The sequence below is a fragment of the Veillonella intestinalis genome (genome assembly GCF_943193155.1).
Taxonomy (GTDB): Bacteria; Bacillota; Negativicutes; order Veillonellales; family Veillonellaceae; genus Veillonella_A; species Veillonella_A intestinalis.
In genome coordinates this window covers 132834-150799 of record NZ_CALPDB010000001.1, presented here as the reverse complement: position 1 = coordinate 150799, position 17966 = coordinate 132834, and the positions used below count along the sequence as shown (strand labels likewise).

Annotated in this window: 20 protein-coding genes; 1 reads left to right on the top strand and 19 read right to left on the bottom strand. The window is 35.1% G+C overall.

Annotated elements, in window-relative coordinates; all coding sequences use genetic code 11:
• Positions 1-40 precede the first annotated feature (40 nt).
• From NFR44_RS00705 to NFR44_RS00630, 16 genes are all read right to left on the bottom strand, one after another.
• Complete coding sequence (locus NFR44_RS00705; protein ID WP_251440050.1) at positions 41-1111, bottom strand: protein arginine kinase; 1071 nt, start codon at positions 1109-1111, stop codon at positions 41-43.
• Between the two features lie 11 nt (positions 1112-1122).
• Positions 1123-1665, bottom strand: coding sequence for a UvrB/UvrC motif-containing protein (locus NFR44_RS00700; protein WP_251440048.1), 543 nt, complete (start codon positions 1663-1665; stop codon positions 1123-1125).
• 5 nt (positions 1666-1670) lie between these two features.
• Positions 1671-2147 (bottom strand): CtsR family transcriptional regulator, encoded by a 477-nt coding sequence (locus NFR44_RS00695; RefSeq protein ID WP_251440044.1) that lies wholly within the window; start codon positions 2145-2147, stop codon positions 1671-1673.
• Positions 2148-2493: 346 nt separating this feature from the next.
• Positions 2494-2982 carry a ferritin gene (locus NFR44_RS00690; RefSeq protein WP_251440042.1) on the bottom strand — a complete coding sequence of 163 codons (489 nt, stop codon included), beginning with the start codon at positions 2980-2982 and terminating at the stop codon, positions 2494-2496.
• A gap of 375 nt (positions 2983-3357) precedes the next feature.
• Positions 3358-4134: an ABC transporter ATP-binding protein gene (locus NFR44_RS00685; RefSeq protein WP_251440040.1), complete on the bottom strand. Its 777-nt coding sequence runs from the start codon at positions 4132-4134 to the stop codon at positions 3358-3360.
• Positions 4128-4967 carry an ABC transporter ATP-binding protein gene (locus NFR44_RS00680; protein WP_251440038.1) on the bottom strand — a complete coding sequence of 280 codons (840 nt, stop codon included), beginning with the start codon at positions 4965-4967 and terminating at the stop codon, positions 4128-4130. Before NFR44_RS00680 ends, NFR44_RS00685 begins: the two co-directional genes overlap by 7 nt.
• Positions 4964-5788, bottom strand: a complete 825-nt coding sequence (opp1C, locus tag NFR44_RS00675) for a nickel/cobalt ABC transporter permease (RefSeq protein WP_251440036.1) — start codon at positions 5786-5788, stop codon at positions 4964-4966. Before opp1C ends, NFR44_RS00680 begins: the two co-directional genes overlap by 4 nt.
• A complete protein-coding gene (opp1B, locus tag NFR44_RS00670) occupies positions 5785-6729 on the bottom strand; it encodes a nickel/cobalt ABC transporter permease (protein ID WP_251440034.1) in 945 nt (314 codons plus the stop codon). Before opp1B ends, opp1C begins: the two co-directional genes overlap by 4 nt.
• 105 nt (positions 6730-6834) lie before the next feature.
• The gene (gene nikA, locus NFR44_RS00665; protein WP_251440031.1) at positions 6835-8424 is read right to left on the bottom strand and encodes a nickel ABC transporter substrate-binding protein; all 1590 of its coding nucleotides are present in this window, start codon (positions 8422-8424) and stop codon (positions 6835-6837) included.
• Positions 8425-8782: 358 nt separating this feature from the next.
• Entirely contained in the window at positions 8783-9106 is a 324-nt protein-coding gene (locus NFR44_RS00660) for a DMT family transporter (protein ID WP_251440027.1), read from the bottom strand.
• 68 nt (positions 9107-9174) lie between these two features.
• Positions 9175-9645 carry a MarR family winged helix-turn-helix transcriptional regulator gene (locus tag NFR44_RS00655; protein ID WP_251440025.1) on the bottom strand — a complete coding sequence of 157 codons (471 nt, stop codon included), beginning with the start codon at positions 9643-9645 and terminating at the stop codon, positions 9175-9177.
• Between the two features lie 247 nt (positions 9646-9892).
• Positions 9893-10300, bottom strand: coding sequence for an arsenate reductase ArsC (locus tag NFR44_RS00650; protein ID WP_251440022.1), 408 nt, complete (start codon positions 10298-10300; stop codon positions 9893-9895).
• Between the two features lie 22 nt (positions 10301-10322).
• Entirely contained in the window at positions 10323-10853 is a 531-nt protein-coding gene (locus tag NFR44_RS00645; protein ID WP_251440020.1) for a cysteine hydrolase family protein, read from the bottom strand.
• A gap of 253 nt (positions 10854-11106) precedes the next feature.
• Entirely contained in the window at positions 11107-12141 is a 1035-nt protein-coding gene (gene arsB / locus NFR44_RS00640; protein ID WP_251440017.1) for an ACR3 family arsenite efflux transporter, read from the bottom strand.
• Positions 12142-12235: 94 nt separating this feature from the next.
• On the bottom strand, positions 12236-12529 hold the full coding sequence (locus NFR44_RS00635; protein ID WP_251440014.1) for an ArsR/SmtB family transcription factor: 294 nt from the start codon (positions 12527-12529) through the stop codon (positions 12236-12238).
• 158 nt (positions 12530-12687) lie between these two features.
• Positions 12688-12939 carry a hypothetical protein gene (locus NFR44_RS00630; RefSeq protein WP_251440012.1) on the bottom strand — a complete coding sequence of 84 codons (252 nt, stop codon included), beginning with the start codon at positions 12937-12939 and terminating at the stop codon, positions 12688-12690.
• Positions 12940-13334: 395 nt separating this feature from the next.
• Here NFR44_RS00630 and NFR44_RS00625 point away from each other — a divergent pair, with 395 nt between their 5' ends.
• A complete protein-coding gene (locus NFR44_RS00625; protein ID WP_251440010.1) occupies positions 13335-13901 on the top strand; it encodes a hypothetical protein in 567 nt (188 codons plus the stop codon).
• A 145-nt stretch (positions 13902-14046) separates the two neighbouring features.
• Here NFR44_RS00625 and NFR44_RS00620 read toward each other — a convergent pair whose 3' ends face one another.
• From NFR44_RS00620 to NFR44_RS00610, 3 genes are all read right to left on the bottom strand, one after another.
• Positions 14047-14733: a DsbA family oxidoreductase gene (locus NFR44_RS00620; protein ID WP_251440009.1), complete on the bottom strand. Its 687-nt coding sequence runs from the start codon at positions 14731-14733 to the stop codon at positions 14047-14049.
• 121 nt (positions 14734-14854) lie between these two features.
• Positions 14855-15451, bottom strand: a complete 597-nt coding sequence (locus NFR44_RS00615) for a TonB-dependent receptor (RefSeq protein WP_251440008.1) — start codon at positions 15449-15451, stop codon at positions 14855-14857.
• 175 nt (positions 15452-15626) lie between these two features.
• Positions 15627-17744, bottom strand: coding sequence for a heavy metal translocating P-type ATPase (locus tag NFR44_RS00610; RefSeq protein WP_251440007.1), 2118 nt, complete (start codon positions 17742-17744; stop codon positions 15627-15629).
• Between the last annotated feature and the right edge of the window lie 222 nt (positions 17745-17966).

Here is a 17966-nt window from a genome sequence, read left to right as displayed (position 1 = left end):
TTATAAACTTATATTGTAAAAATTTATGCCAGTAAATTAACTAACGGGCTAAGCGATCACGAACCACTTTAGCTCGATAGCTGTCTCGTTCAGCCGCTGTCATATTTTCTTTACCTGCATATTTACTTAAAAAATTAGGTCTTGTAGTAACAACTAACTCATTAAATACATCGGCTGAATGTTGTGGTAAAACACCTAAATCCATACCTAGTTGTACATCACTAAGAAGACCTAAGGCTTCTTCACCAGAAAGACGCCGAGCATATTGCAAAGTACCAAAAGCACGCCATACTCGATCTTCAAAGGCTTCAAAATCACCATTTTTAATGGCTTCACGAGCCTTCACTTCTTCTTGTACCAATTTTTCAAGTATTTTTTGCAATTGACTAATTGTATCTTCTTCGCTAATTCCCATCGTCACTTGATTAGAAATTTGATAAATATTGCCAAGAGCTTGAGATCCTTCACCATATAAACCACGCACGGAATAGCCTAATTGAGTGATACTACGAATTAAACGATTAATGCGTCCCGTCATGGCTAACGCTGGCAAATGAAGCATTACCGATGCCCGCATGCCTGTACCTACATTAGTAGGACAAGCTGTTAAATAACCATACCGTTCATTAAATGCATAATCACATTTACTTTCAATAGCATCGTCAATTGTTAGCGCATGATCTAAAGCTTCCTGTAAGCGAAGACCGGGCTCCATAGTTTGAATTCGAATATGATCTTCTTCATTTACCATAATAGCCACTGAAGCATCATTAGCTACTACTAAGCTACGGTATGGTAATTTCTGTCCCATCTGTGGACTCATCAAATGCTTTTCCACAAGAATTTCGCGCTCAATATCCGATAATTTATCTAAACTAATGTTGGAATACTCACGCCCATCAGCGGCTTTTAAAGTGCCTAGCACACCGCGCATTAGACTTTCAACTTCTTGTAAAGAAGCCTCGTGGTTCCGATTAGTAAATTGTAAGCCTTTAAAGTTTCGAGCTAGTCGAATACGGCTGGATAATACAATATGCGAATGTATGTCACCAATAGGATCCGTACTACGTAGCCAACTACTTAACGGTTCGTCTAAAATTTTGTCTAACATAGTGACACCTCCTATTTACTTTCTTTATTTAAGGATTCTTCTAACACTTTAATTTCATCACGTAGGCGAACAGCCTCTTCAAATTGTTCAGCCTTAATTGCTTTATCCAATTCTTGACGCAAACGCTTAATTTGGTGTTTTGTCTTGAAAACGCCGGTACCACGACTTGGCACCCGACCTTCATAAGACAAAGACCCTTGTAAACGTTTTACTAAAGGAGCTATTTGTGCTTCAAAGGTTTCATAACAATGGTCACAACCAAATTTACCAGTTTGATTAAATTCACTAAATGTCATACCACATTGACTACAACGGGCCTCCTGGCGAGTATTTAATAAACTATCTGGATACAAAGTATTAGTAAAGAAGTCGTTGGTAAAAAAATCATTATCTAATAAAGAAGGGCCAAAATTCATAAACCCTTGGCTCCCAAACCCATCACTTGGCTGTTTAGCTGCACAGACATTACATAAATGCCGTTCTGTTTTTTTACCATTAACAACTCGTGTCATATGCACAGTTGCATCATTTTGTTTACAATTATCACATAACATAAACCTTATCCCTCCTTCACCATGGCTACCACTTGTTCAAATAAGCGACGAACTTTAAGTTCCCGTGTCTTACGCTCTGGTTCCTCCATTAATAAGGCAAAAGCTTCATGTAACAAGGCCGCCTCTCGTTTATGCAGTAATTTTTGTTGCATCAACTCAAATAAAGAGTTGTCTATAATTCCCATAGTTAATGGTTTATCATTTGATTCTGTAGTATCTTGTTTATGCTTTGGCGCTTCTAATAAGGCTTTTACTGGAATACGCGTAATGCTAATAAAACCACCAAGACCACGACGAGACTCTACAATAAAGCCACGGTCATTTGAGAACCGCGTACTTAATACATAACTAATTTGTGAGGGCGCACAATTAAGCTCATCAGCTAATTCATTGCGGCGTAATACAATGCCCTCTTCTTTAGCTTGCTCTTCTAACAACTTAGCTAAAATAAATTTTTCAATACGATCTGCTAAAATACCCATAAATCATCTCTCCAAACTTTTTATATATTATCGTGTTGTCTTTCATATACTACCTTCATTCTTTATTGTACTTCGGTTCAATTTGACTTTCTAATCTTTTGACCTTTTGTTCTTTCAACCTTGACTATATAATAATTGACTTTTTGACTTTTGTCAACAGAAAAAGTCAAACTTTTTATAATTTTTGACTTTTTATTTTTTTGACTTTTCAATATATTAAAAAGACGCTCTAAAGAGCGTCTTTTTGCAGCTATCATAAGCTATGTGTAATTTTTTATCGGTTAGTGTTTCCACTTGGAAACGTAGTTTACTATTGACACTAAACTAAGCCAGTTTAGCTAAGTAATTATTGTTGACGAGTACCTAAACGGGCATCCACAAACAATTGGCTAGCACGGCTGTCACCAGCAAATGTAAATTCATCTACCAAGTCACGAGCACTTGCTTCTTCTTCTACCTGTTCTGTAATGAACCAGTTTAAGAAGTTAACAGTTGCATAGTCTTTTTCTTCAGTTGCTAATGCATATAAATCATTAATTTTACCAGTGATTACTTGTTCATGTTTGTATACCATTTCAGCTACTTTCAATGGATCTGTTACTTCAACTGCTTGCGCTTTAATATCGCCTAATGTAGTTGTTTCATTACGAGACTCTAAGAAGTCAATAATTTTGAATGCATGATCCATTTCTTCTTGATACTGCAAACGTAACCAAGCGGATAAACCTTTAAAACGTGCATCAGCCATTGCCAAGGACAATGCTAAATACAAGTATGCAGAGTTAAATTCAAAAATAACCTGTTCATTTAATGCTTTTGCGATATTCTTATTCATAAAATGTCACCTAAAACCTTTCCTATATAATAAATTTTAATTTGGAAACTTAATTAAATAAGCTATAAATAATACTACTAACTTTAATTGATTCTTTATAAGTACTTATTATCGCTTACAATTTAATTATATCACATCGATAATTATAAATCTAGTCTCAATTTTCAATTTTAAAACTAATTGATAATTTGAGACTGTTTATCATTTAAAATCATTACCTTTTTTTATTCCACCTTCTATCTTTTCCTTATGTTTACTATATTCCCCTCACATTAATATAAAATGAAACACTAATGAAGAAAATAGAGCAACTCTTAATAAGCTACTCTATTTTTGATATATATTCTCATTTAAATTTATAAAATATGTTCCGTATCACTCTACTTTAATATCTAAAATTGAATGCAATAATTTTTGAGCATACTCACTTTGTACCCTACTAATATCATCTACTGATACAACTTCTTCCACACGCCCCTTATAAAGAAATAATACACGATCACACATATAGGTTACTGATGGCAAATCATGGGTAATAAATATATAGGTAAAATTATATATTGACTTAACTTTCATCAGCAAATCCATAATTTGCACTTGTGTGTGCGCATCTAAAGAGCTAATAGCTTCGTCAAATAAAACAATCTCCGGTTTTACCGCAATAGCTCTTGCTATGCACACCCGCTGTAATTGCCCGCCTGACAACTGATGCGGATATCGATCAATAAAATCAACCGATAAACCCACCAATTCTAATAATTCAATAATTTCTTTTTCGAAATCCAACTTAGTTTGCGTGCGCCGTTGCAATACAATTAAAGATTCTTTAATAATGTCACGAATCGTAAAGCGACTATTCACTGATGTGGTGTAATCTTGAAAGACTACCGACAAAAAGCCTGGGGAAACTTTATCTTTACCATATAGAGTAGTGCCGCCTAATGTGATATTACCTTCATAAGGCTCTAAAAGCCCACAAATAGCCTTGCCAATCGTACTCTTACCACTACCAGATTCACCAAGAATACCTAAACATTCACCTTTTTTAACAGAAAAAGTAACGCCATGTAATATCGTTTGGTATTCTTTTTTAAAAATCAATTTACTGTGAGGTTTCGGAAATCGCACCACCACATTATCTACTACTAACATGAGGCCCCTCCTTCAGCTACTACCGGCTTATGTAATAACTGACTATAACGATTAGCAACTGCCAGTTTTTGTTCAATCAGCATCTTTGTATATGCATCTTTAGGGTTTGCCATGATGTCCTTGAACGTTCCATAATCAGCTACTTGCCCCTGATTAAGTACCATAATTTCATCAGCTAAATGAGAGATTACACTAATGTCATGAGTAATAAAAATCATAGCTACTTCTTTAGAGTCTTTAATTCGTTTAAATTCCTTAATGATTTCATACTGTGTAATACTATCAATAGCAGTCGTAGGCTCGTCACAAATTAGTATATCTGGTTTCATTGCCATAGCCACACCAATCATAATGCGCTGTAGCATACCACCACTCAATTGGTGAGGAAACTTATTAAGAGTATCTTCTGGCTCACGAATGTGCATTTTTTGTAGAATCTCTACTGCCTTAGCCTGCCATTCGCCTCTTGGAAACAAATCATGTGCTTCAAAGGTCTCAAAAATTTGATTACCAATTTTATATAAAGGGTCAAAGCATGTCATAGGATTTTGCATAATCATGCCAATATCAAGTCCCCGTAAGGATCTTAATTCCAAGGTGGACATAGTTAACAAGTTCTTCTTTTTATAAAGAGCTTCACCAGTAATTTTAAAATCACGACTTAAAATTCCCAAAATAGCTTTAGCGGTCATACTTTTACCGCTGCCCGACTCACCTAATATGCCAAGACAAGCTCCTGCTTTTAGAGAAAAGGAAACATTCTCCAAAATTTGCTTAGACCGCTCTCGATTTTGATGGACAACAGATAAATTATTCACTGTTAAAATAGTCATTCCTGCACCTCCTTTGGATCGAGAGCATCGCGTATCGCATCACCTAATAAATTAAAAGCAGAAACTAATACTACGATAGCAACACCAGGCACCAACATTTGAATCGGGTTAACTGTTAATACATTTTTTGCCTCATTAAGCATAGCCCCCCACTCTGGTAATGGGGCCTGAATGCCTAAACCTAAGAACGATAATGTAGAAATATTAATAATTGTCCAACCTACATCTAAACTAGCTAATACAGCCATTTCAGAACTAATACTTGGCAATAGATGACGAACCATTATAAAACGCTCACTACTACCAATGCAGCGAGAATACAAGATAAAATTTTTATCTCTATATTTCATAACATTAGTCCGAATCATACGCGCATACCAAGCCCATTTAATTAGAACATTGGCAATAATAATATTTTGTACATCCACACCTAAAAGAGCAATGACCGCAAATATCATAATCTGGCTTGGAAAAGAAAGCATCATATCAACAATGCGCATAATAATTTCATCAATAATGCCTCTAAAATAGCCAGATAATAGCCCCATAATAGCGCCTAAGCCAATCGTAGCTAGCATAGTAAGTAAAGATAAAAATAGGGTTGGTCGAATGCCATAGATTAACCGTGAAAAAATATCCCGCCCCAAATGGTCGGTGCCAAACCAGTGCTCAGCACTATAAGGAGCAAATTTCATGAGAATATTGTTTTCATAAGGATCATAAGGAGCAATCCAAGGCGCAAAGATACCTGCTAAAGCTATTAATAAAATAAAAGAGCTCAAACCCACTACCATATTATTTTTTAACAATAAACGAATCATTGGGCACGCTCCTCTCTAAGACGAGGGTCAACAATGTATTGAATAATGTCAAACAATAAGTTAAAGACAACAAATAAGAAACCCACGAACAATACATAGGTCTGAATAATTGGATAATCACGATTAAAAATAGAGCTAATACAAAGTTGCCCCAGGCCAGGCCAAGCAAATACATTTTCTACTACAATAGTACCAGCAATCAACTGAGGGATACTCATACCGATGGCAATAATGCAAGTATGTAGCGAGTTTTTGAGAATATGTTTTGTCAAAATTGTTCGCTGCCGAATACCTCGCACTGTAGCATATGTTACATAGTCTTCTTTCATATTCTCGAGCATATTATTTCGAATTAAACGAATATATGTAGAAATATATGTTAAAGATACTGTAAAAGCTGGCAAAATTAAGTGCTGCCAAGATTCACTGCCACTGGTAGGCAATAAGTCTAATTTAATACTAATTACCCAAATAAGCAATAAACCTATCCAATACGCCGGCATAGAAGTTGTTAAAAACACTAAACCACGCATGATTTTATCAAACCAACCGCCTTTATATACGGCACAGAAAAAGCCGATAGGTAAACTTAAGCCTACAACAAAAAGTAGCGAAGTAAAGGCGAGTACTAAAGTGGCTGGCAAGCAGCGTTGAAACTCTCCCAATACTGTACGCGCTGGATTAATATAACTAACCCCAAAATCTAATTGCAAACATGCAATCAACCAATTAAAATACCGAATCAAATATGGCTGGTCAAGACCAAGTTCAGCACGCACTTGTGCAATGGCTTCAGGCGTTACTACAGGGGTCTGACGAATACGTAAGGCTACTTCAGCCGGATCTGATGGAATTAAATTAATGAATACGAAACATACAAATGAAATGGCCAACATCAAGGGAATAGCCGTCAATGTACGTTTTATAATATACGCCCTCATGGCAATGCCTCCCTAAATCAGAATGAGGCTATTGTAGTCACTCCTACAACAGCCTCAATAACTACCACTAGCTATGTAACTATAACTAGCTTGTTGCAAAACATCCTATTTCAAGGTTACATCTTTAAATGGCACTTCATATAAAGTTGGGGTAAAATGTAATCCTTCTACACGATTATTATAGATTGCTTTATTATTTTCATAGGTCAATGGAATATATACAGCATCTTCGTGTAAGCGCGTTAATACAAACTTATATAAATCTTGACGCTCATCTTCATTAGTAGACGTCAAAATCTTAGTAATCGCATCATCTATTTCTACTTTATCAGCCAATCCTTGTTGCGCTGCATAATCTCCATATACAGGTTTGCGCATCCCCGACAAGGAAGATTGTGGATCATACGGTAAACCCCAAGAAATATTAAATACCATATCAAAATTACCTGACTTCATATTATCTCGATAAGACTGTTCTTCTTCCCCTTTAATATGAAGTATAATACCAATTTTTTTGTATTCTGCTTGTAAAAATTCAGAAATAGCTTTTTCTGTTACACTATCACTGTTATATAACAAGTTCAGTTCTAATGGCTTACCATCTTTTGTTAAAATTCCATCCGCTCCTAATACATAACCAGCAGACGTTAACATAGATTTAGCTGTATCAACATTATATTCATATGGTTTTAACCCTACATCTGCATACGGCACAGTTGGAGCATATAAGGTATCGGCAGGCTTTTCAATGCCATAGAATACACCTTCTGAAATAGCCTCTTTATTCGTTGCATACTGTAAAGCTTGACGAACTAGTTTATCACTTAAATGTGCTTTTGTTGTATTTAAAACAATTTCACGCGTAGACATAGGGTCAGATAAAGCTACACTAAAGCCTTTTTGGTCTTTGAATTTCCGAATTCCATCAGCATCGACCATGTTTTTACCAAAGATTAAGTCCACTTCCCCTTTTTCAAGCGCTAAAATACGTGTTTGATTGTCTGGGATTACCTTAACTAAAATGGTCTTAACTTTTGGCTTTTCACCCCAATATAATTCATTGGCTTCAAAAATTGCATATTTATCAGTAACAACTTCTTTTAATTTATAAGGGCCACTACCAATATATTTATTAACACCATCTTTAGTGCTACCATTTTTCATAGCTTTTGGTGAAATCATAGCAAATGGTCGTGTTACACCAAGTTCTGTTAATAATGGGTAATATGGTTTGGTAAGGTGAATTACAAAAGTCAAATCATCAGTTGCTTCATACTTATCTATAAGACTCATCGACTCTAGCCAAGTATGACGAGATTTATTTTCAAAAATAGCGTCGAAATTTGCCTTAATTGCATGTGCATCAAGAACTTCACCATCGCTGAATTTTACATTAGGTCGAATCTTAAAAGTATAGGTCTGACCATCTTCGCTAATCGTCCAGCTTTCTGCTAATGCGGGAGCATATCCCTTATCAGTAATCTCTACTAATGTATCATAGAGCATTTCTTGGGCATACATTTCACCAGCATATAAATGGGGATTTAAGTCACGCACATCACGGAAATTAACAAATGTGAGCTGGTCACTCTTCGCACCTTGGGAGGCTTGATCACCCGTCGTTCCTGCACAGCCTAAAATGCCAAAAGCACTCGCTGTTAATAAAGCGGCACATACAAGTCGTTTTAATCTCATAGTACAACTCCTCAACTTTTTCCTTCAAAATACACTACTGTCACAAATCACGACAACTTATTTTGATAATAATTCACATTTACATCCATTGTCAATAACAGTTTGTACTATAAATTAACTATACGCAATAACTTATTTTTAATTTTAATTTTTTCGATATCAATACCACAAACCCTATAAATATAGTGTAATTATATTTATTTTATTAAGAAATATAATTAATATAATACTTTCTTCTACTTTTATAAAATCGAAAATAATTATCAAAAACTACCATTTTCGATATACTCTCAATCAAAAAAGAGAGACAAATACTGTCTCTCTTAATCAAAATTTTCAATAATTAATTTTATTATTTTTAATGAGTCCCTTTTAAATTTAATAAAATAACCCCTATAACGATTAAGGCAATACCAATAACGGCAGTAAAAGATACGTCCTCTTTCCAAATATAAACTCCAATAATAGCGGTTATCGCAGTACCAACACCAGACCAAATAGCATAGGCAATACTTAAGGGAATTAAGTTAAGTGCTTTAGATAACATATAAAATGAAGAACTCATCCCTACTACAAAGGTAAGTGATGGTATTAATTTAGTAAATCCCACCGATAATTTAAGCATTGATGTAGAAAAAATCTCTAGTACGATAGCCGCACCTAAAAATAAATAACCAACCATAAAAACCTCCTATATAATATGTTATGAATAATTGTTAATTTTATATTTTATTTTTTATTTCTTATTTCTTATTTCCTATTTCCTATTTCTTGGTTCAACTCAACCTGTTCAAGACCTTCCTTAAAAGCTTGAACAAAATTATTCATCTCCTTTAATAATTCTGCAGTTTGTTGCTCACCTAGGCTCGTCAACGTATGTGCTTCAATAGCTTGTAACTCTTTCATAATAGGTCTAAATATAACTTGCCCCTCTCTAGTCAGAGCCATACACTTTTCCCGATTATCATTATTTATGTGCATATAATAAATAAGACCTTCTCGTTCTAACCCTTTACAAATGGTAGATACTGTTTGTTTAGGAATAGCCCAATCGCTACAAACTTGGCTCTGCGTACCATAAGGGTGATAAAAAAGTGTAGCAATAACGGCTAATTTATTATAGCTAAGACCCTTTGTTTTTGCCCAAGCGGCATATAATTCTACTGTCTTTCCGAAAAAACGACCCATTGCCGTAATTTGGTCTTTCAATATACGATCCATAATTACAAATTCACTCCTTTTACACTATATTGAATGCTCAAAATACAATAAGGTATATATTACTTTTTAAGAGAATTTCTCTAATCCTAATTAGGACTAACTTCCCATTTGGAAGGTGCTATATTACGCCTCTTATAAACAACAAAATAGTCCTAATTCGTACTAAAATCATAAATACATTATAGTACGAATTAGGACTATTGTAAAGGCACGATTTAGGACCATTATAAATTAAGTATTACACAGTTTATACTCTGGTAGCCTCAATTTTAGCAATGAAATCTCGAACTTTTTGTTCAATCTCAGATATGACTAACTCAAATTCTTTATCACTTTTACCAGTTGGATCCGGCAATCCCCAATCTTCAATGCCATGTGTAAACGGTAATCTAGGACAAACTACATTGCACCCCATTGTAATAACATAGTCAACAGCAGGAATATCTTTTACTAATTTAGGGCATTGTGTTTTTTCCATATCAATATTGTACAATTTTTTAATAAGTCGAACTGCATCAGCATTAATATGGTCTTTAAGTTCAGTCCCTGCTGAATATACCTCTAAAATATGTGCCCCGTACTTTTTAGCCAATGCTTCGGCAATTTGGCTGCGACAAGAATTATGCACACATAAAAAAGCTACTTTTATTTTCATTGTAACCTTGTGACCTCTCAAATTAAATTACATGTATTTGACAACTTTTCATAGTTTCAAGTGCAGCTTCATGCTTCTCCGGAGTAACACCTGCACAACATGAACTATCCACAGTAATTGGCACTTCTGGTAAAAAGGCTTTCAATAACAACGCATTAGATACTACACAAATGTCTGTGCAAAGCCCAACTAACTCTATACTCTCAATAGGTTCTACCTCATTCAGATACTGTAAATCTTCAGCCAATTCTACCGAACCAAACTGGCCTTTGCAATATATTTTTTCAGAATCTACTTCCGTTGCTTGAAGCACCTGCTCCGCTAACTGCCAACCTTTAGTTCCCTCTTGGCAATGAGCAATTGGCAACGATTTGCCCTCTTGCGATGTTTCATAGCTTTCATCATGTGTATCCATAGTGAAATATATATCACCGCTGAAATTTGCTATCTTTTCAGCAACTTTCGACACAATACCTTGCGCTTCTTGAGTTCCTAACGAGCCGGAAATGAAATCATTTTGCATATCTACAACGATTAAAATTTGTTTTCCCATAAGATACTCCTTATCTCTATCTCCTTAGATAACACTATACATTCTACAATAGTTATAAAATCTAGGCCACTTACTAGTGCATCCTACTTACTAGTACCTCCCACTTACTAATACACACTACTCACTAGTAATGTCAAAAATACTTAGCTCTATTAGTATTTCATGACTTTCCACAATAAACATTTAAGGTAATTTAAGTATATCATAGTAAAGAAAATAAGTATTAGTATATTTAAATCTAAATTTTAATCAGTCACGCAAATTTACTAGATAAACGATTAGCGATTCTCACTAACAACAACATAATTGGCACTTCAACTAATACACCTACTACCGTTGCTAACGTAGCCCCAGAAGATAAGCCAAATAAAGCTATAGCAACCGCTACCGATAATTCAAAAAAGTTAGAGGCCCCAATCATCGAACAAGGAGCGGCCATAGAATAAGGTAGCTTTAAAAAATACGCTAAACTAAAAGTAATGCCAAAAATAAAAAATACTTGAACAATTAACGGAATCGCAATAAGTACAATATCAAGCGGCTGAGCTAAAATTTTATTTCCTTGAAAGGTAAAAATCATAATAAGAGTCAATAATAAGCCTACCATTGTATAAGGATCAAACTTAGGAATAAATTGTTCTGTTAGATAAGTTTCACCATGTTTTTTAACAATAATTTGTCGTGTAATAACACTAAATGCCAATGGCACGACTACAAATAACACAACAGACACCACTAACGTTTCCCATGGAATGTAAATATCCCCTCGATTTAAAAGAAAGCTAACTATTGGAACAAACGCTACTAAAATAATTAAATCATTACTTGCCACTTGTACTAAGGTGTAAGCACTATCTCCTTTAGTTAATTTACTCCATACAAAAACCATAGCAGTACATGGTGCTGCACCTAATAGAACAGCACCAATTAAATATTCTAATGCAAGAGCATTTGATAAAATATCCTGATAAATAATAAAGAAAAACACATAACCAATAGCATACATAGAAAAAGGCTTTACCAACCAATTAATAGTCCAAGTTAAAAATAGCCCTTTAGGATTATTACTAATATTACGCAAACTTGAAAAATCTACTTTTAATAGCATGGGATATATCATTATCCACAATAGAATAGTCACAGGTATTGATACATTATACAACTCAAGTTGCCCCAGCCATTGTGAAAATTGAGGAAATAATTGCCCCAAAGTAACACCAAAAAGCATACAAAGTAATACCCAAATTGTTAAATTCTTTTCAAAAAATGAAATACCTTCTACTTTCATAACAACCTCCTAAAAATTATAACTCTCCCATCAAATCAAAATATTTTGATTTAATGGTTATTTTTTAGTCACCCTATATTAGGGTGACTAAAATTTATAGTACATGAGTTGCATTTAACAACACATTAACTGCTCGCTGACACCCTTCAGAAGATATATGATAGAATGTCCACTTACCGTCTGGTCTACCAATTACTATCCCTGCATCACAAAGAACTTTCATATGATAAGATAAACCTGACTGTGTCAAATCAAGCTTTTCCAATAATACACAAGAACATTCTTCACCATGTTGCAAAAGTTCTAAAATAGCTAGGCGTTTTTCATCGGAAAAAGCCTTAAATATTTTAGCATTTGCCTTATGATTTAAATGACCTTTTTCTATCATATAAATTCATCCTCCTAACAAATCAAAATTTTTTGATTTGTTATTAGAATACACCTTCATTGACCCTTTGTCAATTATATATTTTACTAAATATATAAACTCCATTGCCTATATTTTCTCCAAAATATACTCCTACATAGATACTCATGCTTAAATAATTATGGTTTTATAATTTTATAGCGAGCCCAAATTGCCCCGCCGTCTTGTGGTAACACATTAATAAGCTCAAAACGTTGAGGTCTATCAGATTCCCCATTTTCAAATGCTGCAAACAAAGCAGGAGTTTTCAAAGAGCCATCAGCCGCTGCCGCTATAACAATACTGACTTCATCACACATTCCCGCCTGAATATACGTCCCCTGCTTTAGCTCCTTCTGGTGTTTCAAAAAATTTTCCCATAATCTTTCCATCTAATGATGTCAGCATATGACAAAAAATATAAGGCCGTTTCATAACTAATTCCTCCGCTGAAAAAATTAAACAAAATTATCAAATGATATGTCTTGAACAATTCCATGCATACATTAACTATAAATGTTAAAGCAAACTTCACAAGTGACTCTTAAAGATTACATAGTTATATCATTGTAATAGCCTTAAAATATTTGTTTATTTCACTTTTTAACATCTATTACTAAAAGGTATTGTCTTATATTGGAGATTTTTGTATACTAAACATGACTACAACATGAAATGGCATACAGTGCAATATTCTATAAACTGTACGTTCATAAGTCTAAGTAGTCAACCATTGTTTGGAGATATGTTTAGTGAAAAGCTGTATTTTAATTAGGAGAGTGATAGTATGAAACAGCTCATGCGTATTTTAACGGTATTATTTATCCCTTTATTTATGGCAACTTTGTATAATCCTGTAGATGCTAGTTGGCTCAGTAAAACATTAGACAAACTGGATCGTGCCTTAGGCATACCAGCTGGTACAACTACAACATCGGATGGGACTATGAAAGCTTCACAACGTGGGGAGCGTTGGATTGAAGTATCTTCAAACAAATATTATACGACCTATGTAGATCGTCGTAGCTTAGAAGCTAGTGGGCAAGCACAAAATCGTAAAGTTAAAGCACATGTAATGCATGTATTTACACCTTTAGGTTCACAGTGGATTGGTAATTCTAGTAGAGGTAATGTAAAGCCAGATGTAATTACTACTTCTATCACTAAATATACAGTAGTATATTCCACTAAAATTTATGAAGGTTCTTCTGCAGAATATTATGATATTCATGGAAATCTCATTTATGATGGTTATTTATCAGATTTTGATTCTGGGTGGAATAAATATGTCCCAATGTCCGAACACGAACAAATCAAAGATACGCTCTTTGCTATGTTCGGCTGGAATTATTAATTATCCGCCCAATTAAATAATTTTCACACACAACAAAAGGACTGAACTAGTTAACTAGTTCAGTCCTTTTACTTATAGGATTCTGGATTAGACAGCTACAGTGTACTCAATTTTTCATATCTTTTATTTTCTCTTAATTAGCTTCTTAATGAGTTTCTTCTTTAGATTCTTTCGCTCTATGTTCTTTTTCTTTCGCCAACATTTCACGGAGTACTTTTTCAAATTCTTCAACGGGCAAAGCCCCTGGTAGTGCTACTTGGTCATTAACAACAAAGAATGGCACTGCCTGAATACCATAACGAGCGGCCAAAGCTTCTTCTTCACGTACTTCGCTAGTATATTCTTCAGAAGTTAAGACAGCACGCGCCTCCGTTTCAGGCAAACCAACTGCTTTAGCAGCAGCCACTAGCACCTCATGGTCAGCTAAGGGTTTACTTTCTGTAAAATAAGCAGCATATAAGCGTTCAGCTAATGCATCGGCCATTTCATAACTTTTGCTCTGTGCCCATTTTGTTAAACGATGTGCATCAAACGTATTTGTAGACTGTGCTTTATCATACTTAAAATCTAATCCAATAGCTTGTCCCATCAAATTAATACCATTTATTTTATCCTCAGCTACTTCACGAGTTAGTCCATATTTCTGAGCAAAACGGTCAACAGTTGTAGTTTCACAAACAGTAGGTGCCGCTGGATCTAATTCAAAGGCCTTCATAATAATAGTAAAAGATATATTTTCTTCTGCTTTAATTTTTTGAATCGCTGCCTCCAAATGGTTTCGTCCAATATAGCAAAATGGACAAGCATAATCTGACCAATATATAATTTCCATACAATTCCTTTCTACTCTTACAGATTTTAAACTATTAGCTATATTTTATCTTTTTATCATTTTAATTTACTTGTATCCCCAATTACATTAGTTTTTAAATCACTTAGTAAACTACTCAAAATCACCAAATTATAATCTTAGTTACTCTATTACCATCATGAACAAAACGAATCCCCTGCATATTATCTGATAAAGGATAAAAAACTCCATAAAACCACATGTTATGACCTTCATTTACGGCATCTGGTCTACCATACAGAGCATATACTTTTTCCAAGGAATCCCCCACCGCAACACCACGATTAGTTACAGCATCACGGTTAACAATTTCTATATAAAACATCTTCTCGCTTCGTTGAAACGTACTAAATGTAATGCCACCATACGTAAGTGAGTCAATCTGATTGCCATACCAAGTAGTAGCGGAAGGTGTTCCTAAACTTCGTTGAATATCTGAAAAATCAGCGCCCAAACTAACACCAGCTATAGTTAAATCACTCTTTGGCAATGGTTTACCATAAGCCCTGCCAGGTCTCGCATTGTCATAAGTCCCTGTCATATTAGCTAAAGCACTTTTCAATTTACTTTGATGTTGTGTTGCCTCATTACTTGAAGCCGCCTGAACCCCACTAAACTCCATAGGTACCCTATTCATTATATCTAATTGCAATGCACTTAATATCCCTAAACTAAGTAATACAGCAAATACTTTTTTCATATTAGCATGGCCTCCTCTCTTAACAAAAGGTGTGATAATACTATTTTCCAATGTATCCCCTTATATAGTATTTCGACATTAAGCTAGTTTCCCCTTTAACAAACTTATAACAACCTTTCTTATAAACAAAAAGCTCTTGAAAGAGCTTTACTTTCAAGAGCCTTTAATGTTTCAATTATGCACTACGCCATTTTAATAACAACGCTGAATTAATGATAACTAATACAGAACCAGCATTATGAACTAAAGCACCAGTTACAGGATTTAAAATGCCAGGAAAGGATAATCCAATAGCAACAAAATTTAAAATCATAGCAAAGGCTAAATTCCACTTAATCGTACTCATCATACGCTTTGCTAAGGCAATCAAGTGAGGCAATTCTTTCACTTCATCATCCACGAGGGCAATGTCAGCAGCATCAACAGCAATATCACTCCCTATGCCACCCATAGCAATCCCTACATTCGACTTTTTAAGTGCTGGCGCATCATTGATACCATCGCCAATCATAGCCACATTCTGCTTAACTTGTTGACGCTGATTAATATAGTTTAATTTATCTTCTGGCAAACAATTAGCTACAATTTCACGAATGCCTAACTGACTGCCAATCGCATAGGCTGCATTTTGATTATCACCAGTTAATAAAACAGTTTGCACTCCTAAGCGGTGAAGCCGATCTACCATCTGTGCACTGTCAGGCCGTACAGTATCTGCTAGAACAAGATAGCCTACTAATGTATTAGCAATGGCAATGTAAACGATTGTACTTCCTTTATCTAAGTAGAGTTGAGCTGTTTTAGCTACACCAGGACTAATAGCAATGCCCTGCTCCGCCATTAAACGGTCATTACCAGCTAAGATTAATTGCCCTCCAATGATGCCAGACACACCGCGTCCTGGTAGCATTTTAAAATCAGAACAAGGCAATAAATAGGCTGATTCTGCCTTCCTTGAATCAACGGCACTAGCGTCTACCTTCAGTGTTGCTGCTTGCTTCTCTTTATAGGCCTTAACAATTGCCTTTCCTAATGGATGTTCTGACATAGCTTCTAAACTAGCCGTTAATTGAAAAATAGCTTGTGCCGTATTAGTTCCATATGTACTAGTACTTTCCTGTGTAACATTAGTTCCATATGTAGCATTAGTTTCATATGCAGTATTAGTTTCATATGTAGTATTAGTTCCAGATACACCATTAGCTCCATATACGGTATTAATCTTATATTCGCCAAGCGCTTTAGTCGTTGCCACTGTATTACCAACTGTTTCAATAGCAACCACAGTAGGTGTGCCATAAGTTAAAGTTCCGGTTTTATCAAACGTAACTTTTGTTACTGTAGCTAATCGTTCAAGAGCATCCCCTTCACGCACTAAAAAACCGTGCTTAGTGGCATTGCCAATGGCTGCCATAATAGCTGTTGGCGTAGCTAATACAAGGGCGCAAGGACAAAATACAACTAAAATTGTTACAGCCCGTAAAATTTCACCAGTAACCCACCAGGTTCCCACAGCAGATAATAAAGCAATAAGAACTACCCAAGTGGCCCAACGATCAGCAAGTCCCACAATCTTTGCCTTCCCCGCATCAGCTGACTGTACTAGTCGAATCATACGTTGAATAGAGCTATCTTCGCCCACTTTTGTTGCTCGCATATGAAATGCCCCAAATTGATTAACGGTCCCACTCGCTACTGTATCACCAACAGTTTTATCTACAGGTAATGATTCGCCTGTTAAAACGGCCTGATTAATAGATGTTTCACCTGAAATAATTTCGCCATCCACAGGAATGGTTTCTCCAGGTAATACGCGAAGTATATCACCAACTTGCACTAACTCCGCATCCACTAAAGTCTCACCAGATGAAGTCATAAGGCGAGCTTCTTGCGGTGTTAAATTAACTAACTTTTCAATGCCAGCCCGCGCCTTTGCTACAGTAATATCTTCTAAAAGAGCACCAATTTGCATAATAAATGCGACTTCGGCCGCTGCAAAAATTTCACCCGTTACTATAGCAGCTATCAAAGCCAACGATACCAGTACATCTGCTTTAATATCAAATTCAGTCACTAGACCAATAATAGCTTCTAAAATGATAGGGACACCACATAAAATAATCGCTACCCAAGCTATATCAAAAGGAAATGGCTGAATATCAAATAAACTAGCTAATACAGCTAAACCTGATAGCACTAAAAATACTATATCTTTTTTAATTCCACCTAATTCTAATATATACTCGACACGACTAAATACAGTCACTTCTAATTTACGAATAGCAGCTTCCATCAGTTTGCCTCCTATAGACACCCATTGCAATTAATTATTATATGTTTACATGATTAATCATTCATATATTTAGGCTAATATACCCATAGAGGTATATCCTTATACCACCAATTATATACCTATGGGGGTATAGGTTGTCAAGATATGCAATAAAAAAAGACGAAGTATACTCCAACGTATCTTCGTCTACATATCTAAATGTTACTATATTAGTATATTACT

Excerpts from the sequence above, each read along its gene's own strand:
- NFR44_RS00615 (WP_251440008.1), bottom strand. The coding sequence starts at position 15,451 with ATGAAAAAAGTATTTGCTGTATTACTTAGTTTAGGGATATTAAGTGCA.
- NFR44_RS00625 (WP_251440010.1), top strand. The coding sequence starts at position 13,335 with ATGAAACAGCTCATGCGTATTTTAACGGTATTATTTATCCCTTTATTT.
- NFR44_RS00620 (WP_251440009.1), bottom strand. The coding sequence starts at position 14,733 with ATGGAAATTATATATTGGTCAGATTATGCTTGTCCATTTTGCTATATT.
- opp1B (WP_251440034.1), bottom strand. The coding sequence starts at position 6,729 with ATGAGGGCGTATATTATAAAACGTACATTGACGGCTATTCCCTTGATG.
- NFR44_RS00645 (WP_251440020.1), bottom strand. The coding sequence starts at position 10,853 with ATGGGAAAACAAATTTTAATCGTTGTAGATATGCAAAATGATTTCATT.
- NFR44_RS00700 (WP_251440048.1), bottom strand. The coding sequence starts at position 1,665 with ATGTTATGTGATAATTGTAAACAAAATGATGCAACTGTGCATATGACA.
- opp1C (WP_251440036.1), bottom strand. The coding sequence starts at position 5,788 with ATGATTCGTTTATTGTTAAAAAATAATATGGTAGTGGGTTTGAGCTCT.
- NFR44_RS00680 (WP_251440038.1), bottom strand. The coding sequence starts at position 4,967 with ATGACTATTTTAACAGTGAATAATTTATCTGTTGTCCATCAAAATCGA.
- NFR44_RS00695 (WP_251440044.1), bottom strand. The coding sequence starts at position 2,147 with ATGGGTATTTTAGCAGATCGTATTGAAAAATTTATTTTAGCTAAGTTG.
- NFR44_RS00690 (WP_251440042.1), bottom strand. The coding sequence starts at position 2,982 with ATGAATAAGAATATCGCAAAAGCATTAAATGAACAGGTTATTTTTGAA.
- NFR44_RS00705 (WP_251440050.1), bottom strand. The coding sequence starts at position 1,111 with ATGTTAGACAAAATTTTAGACGAACCGTTAAGTAGTTGGCTACGTAGT.
- NFR44_RS00610 (WP_251440007.1), bottom strand. The coding sequence starts at position 17,744 with ATGGAAGCTGCTATTCGTAAATTAGAAGTGACTGTATTTAGTCGTGTC.
- nikA (WP_251440031.1), bottom strand. The coding sequence starts at position 8,424 with ATGAGATTAAAACGACTTGTATGTGCCGCTTTATTAACAGCGAGTGCT.
- NFR44_RS00650 (WP_251440022.1), bottom strand. The coding sequence starts at position 10,300 with ATGAAAATAAAAGTAGCTTTTTTATGTGTGCATAATTCTTGTCGCAGC.
- NFR44_RS00630 (WP_251440012.1), bottom strand. The coding sequence starts at position 12,939 with ATGGAAAGATTATGGGAAAATTTTTTGAAACACCAGAAGGAGCTAAAG.
- NFR44_RS00685 (WP_251440040.1), bottom strand. The coding sequence starts at position 4,134 with ATGTTAGTAGTAGATAATGTGGTGGTGCGATTTCCGAAACCTCACAGT.
- NFR44_RS00655 (WP_251440025.1), bottom strand. The coding sequence starts at position 9,645 with ATGGATCGTATATTGAAAGACCAAATTACGGCAATGGGTCGTTTTTTC.
- NFR44_RS00660 (WP_251440027.1), bottom strand. The coding sequence starts at position 9,106 with ATGGTTGGTTATTTATTTTTAGGTGCGGCTATCGTACTAGAGATTTTT.
- NFR44_RS00635 (WP_251440014.1), bottom strand. The coding sequence starts at position 12,529 with ATGATAGAAAAAGGTCATTTAAATCATAAGGCAAATGCTAAAATATTT.
- arsB (WP_251440017.1), bottom strand. The coding sequence starts at position 12,141 with ATGAAAGTAGAAGGTATTTCATTTTTTGAAAAGAATTTAACAATTTGG.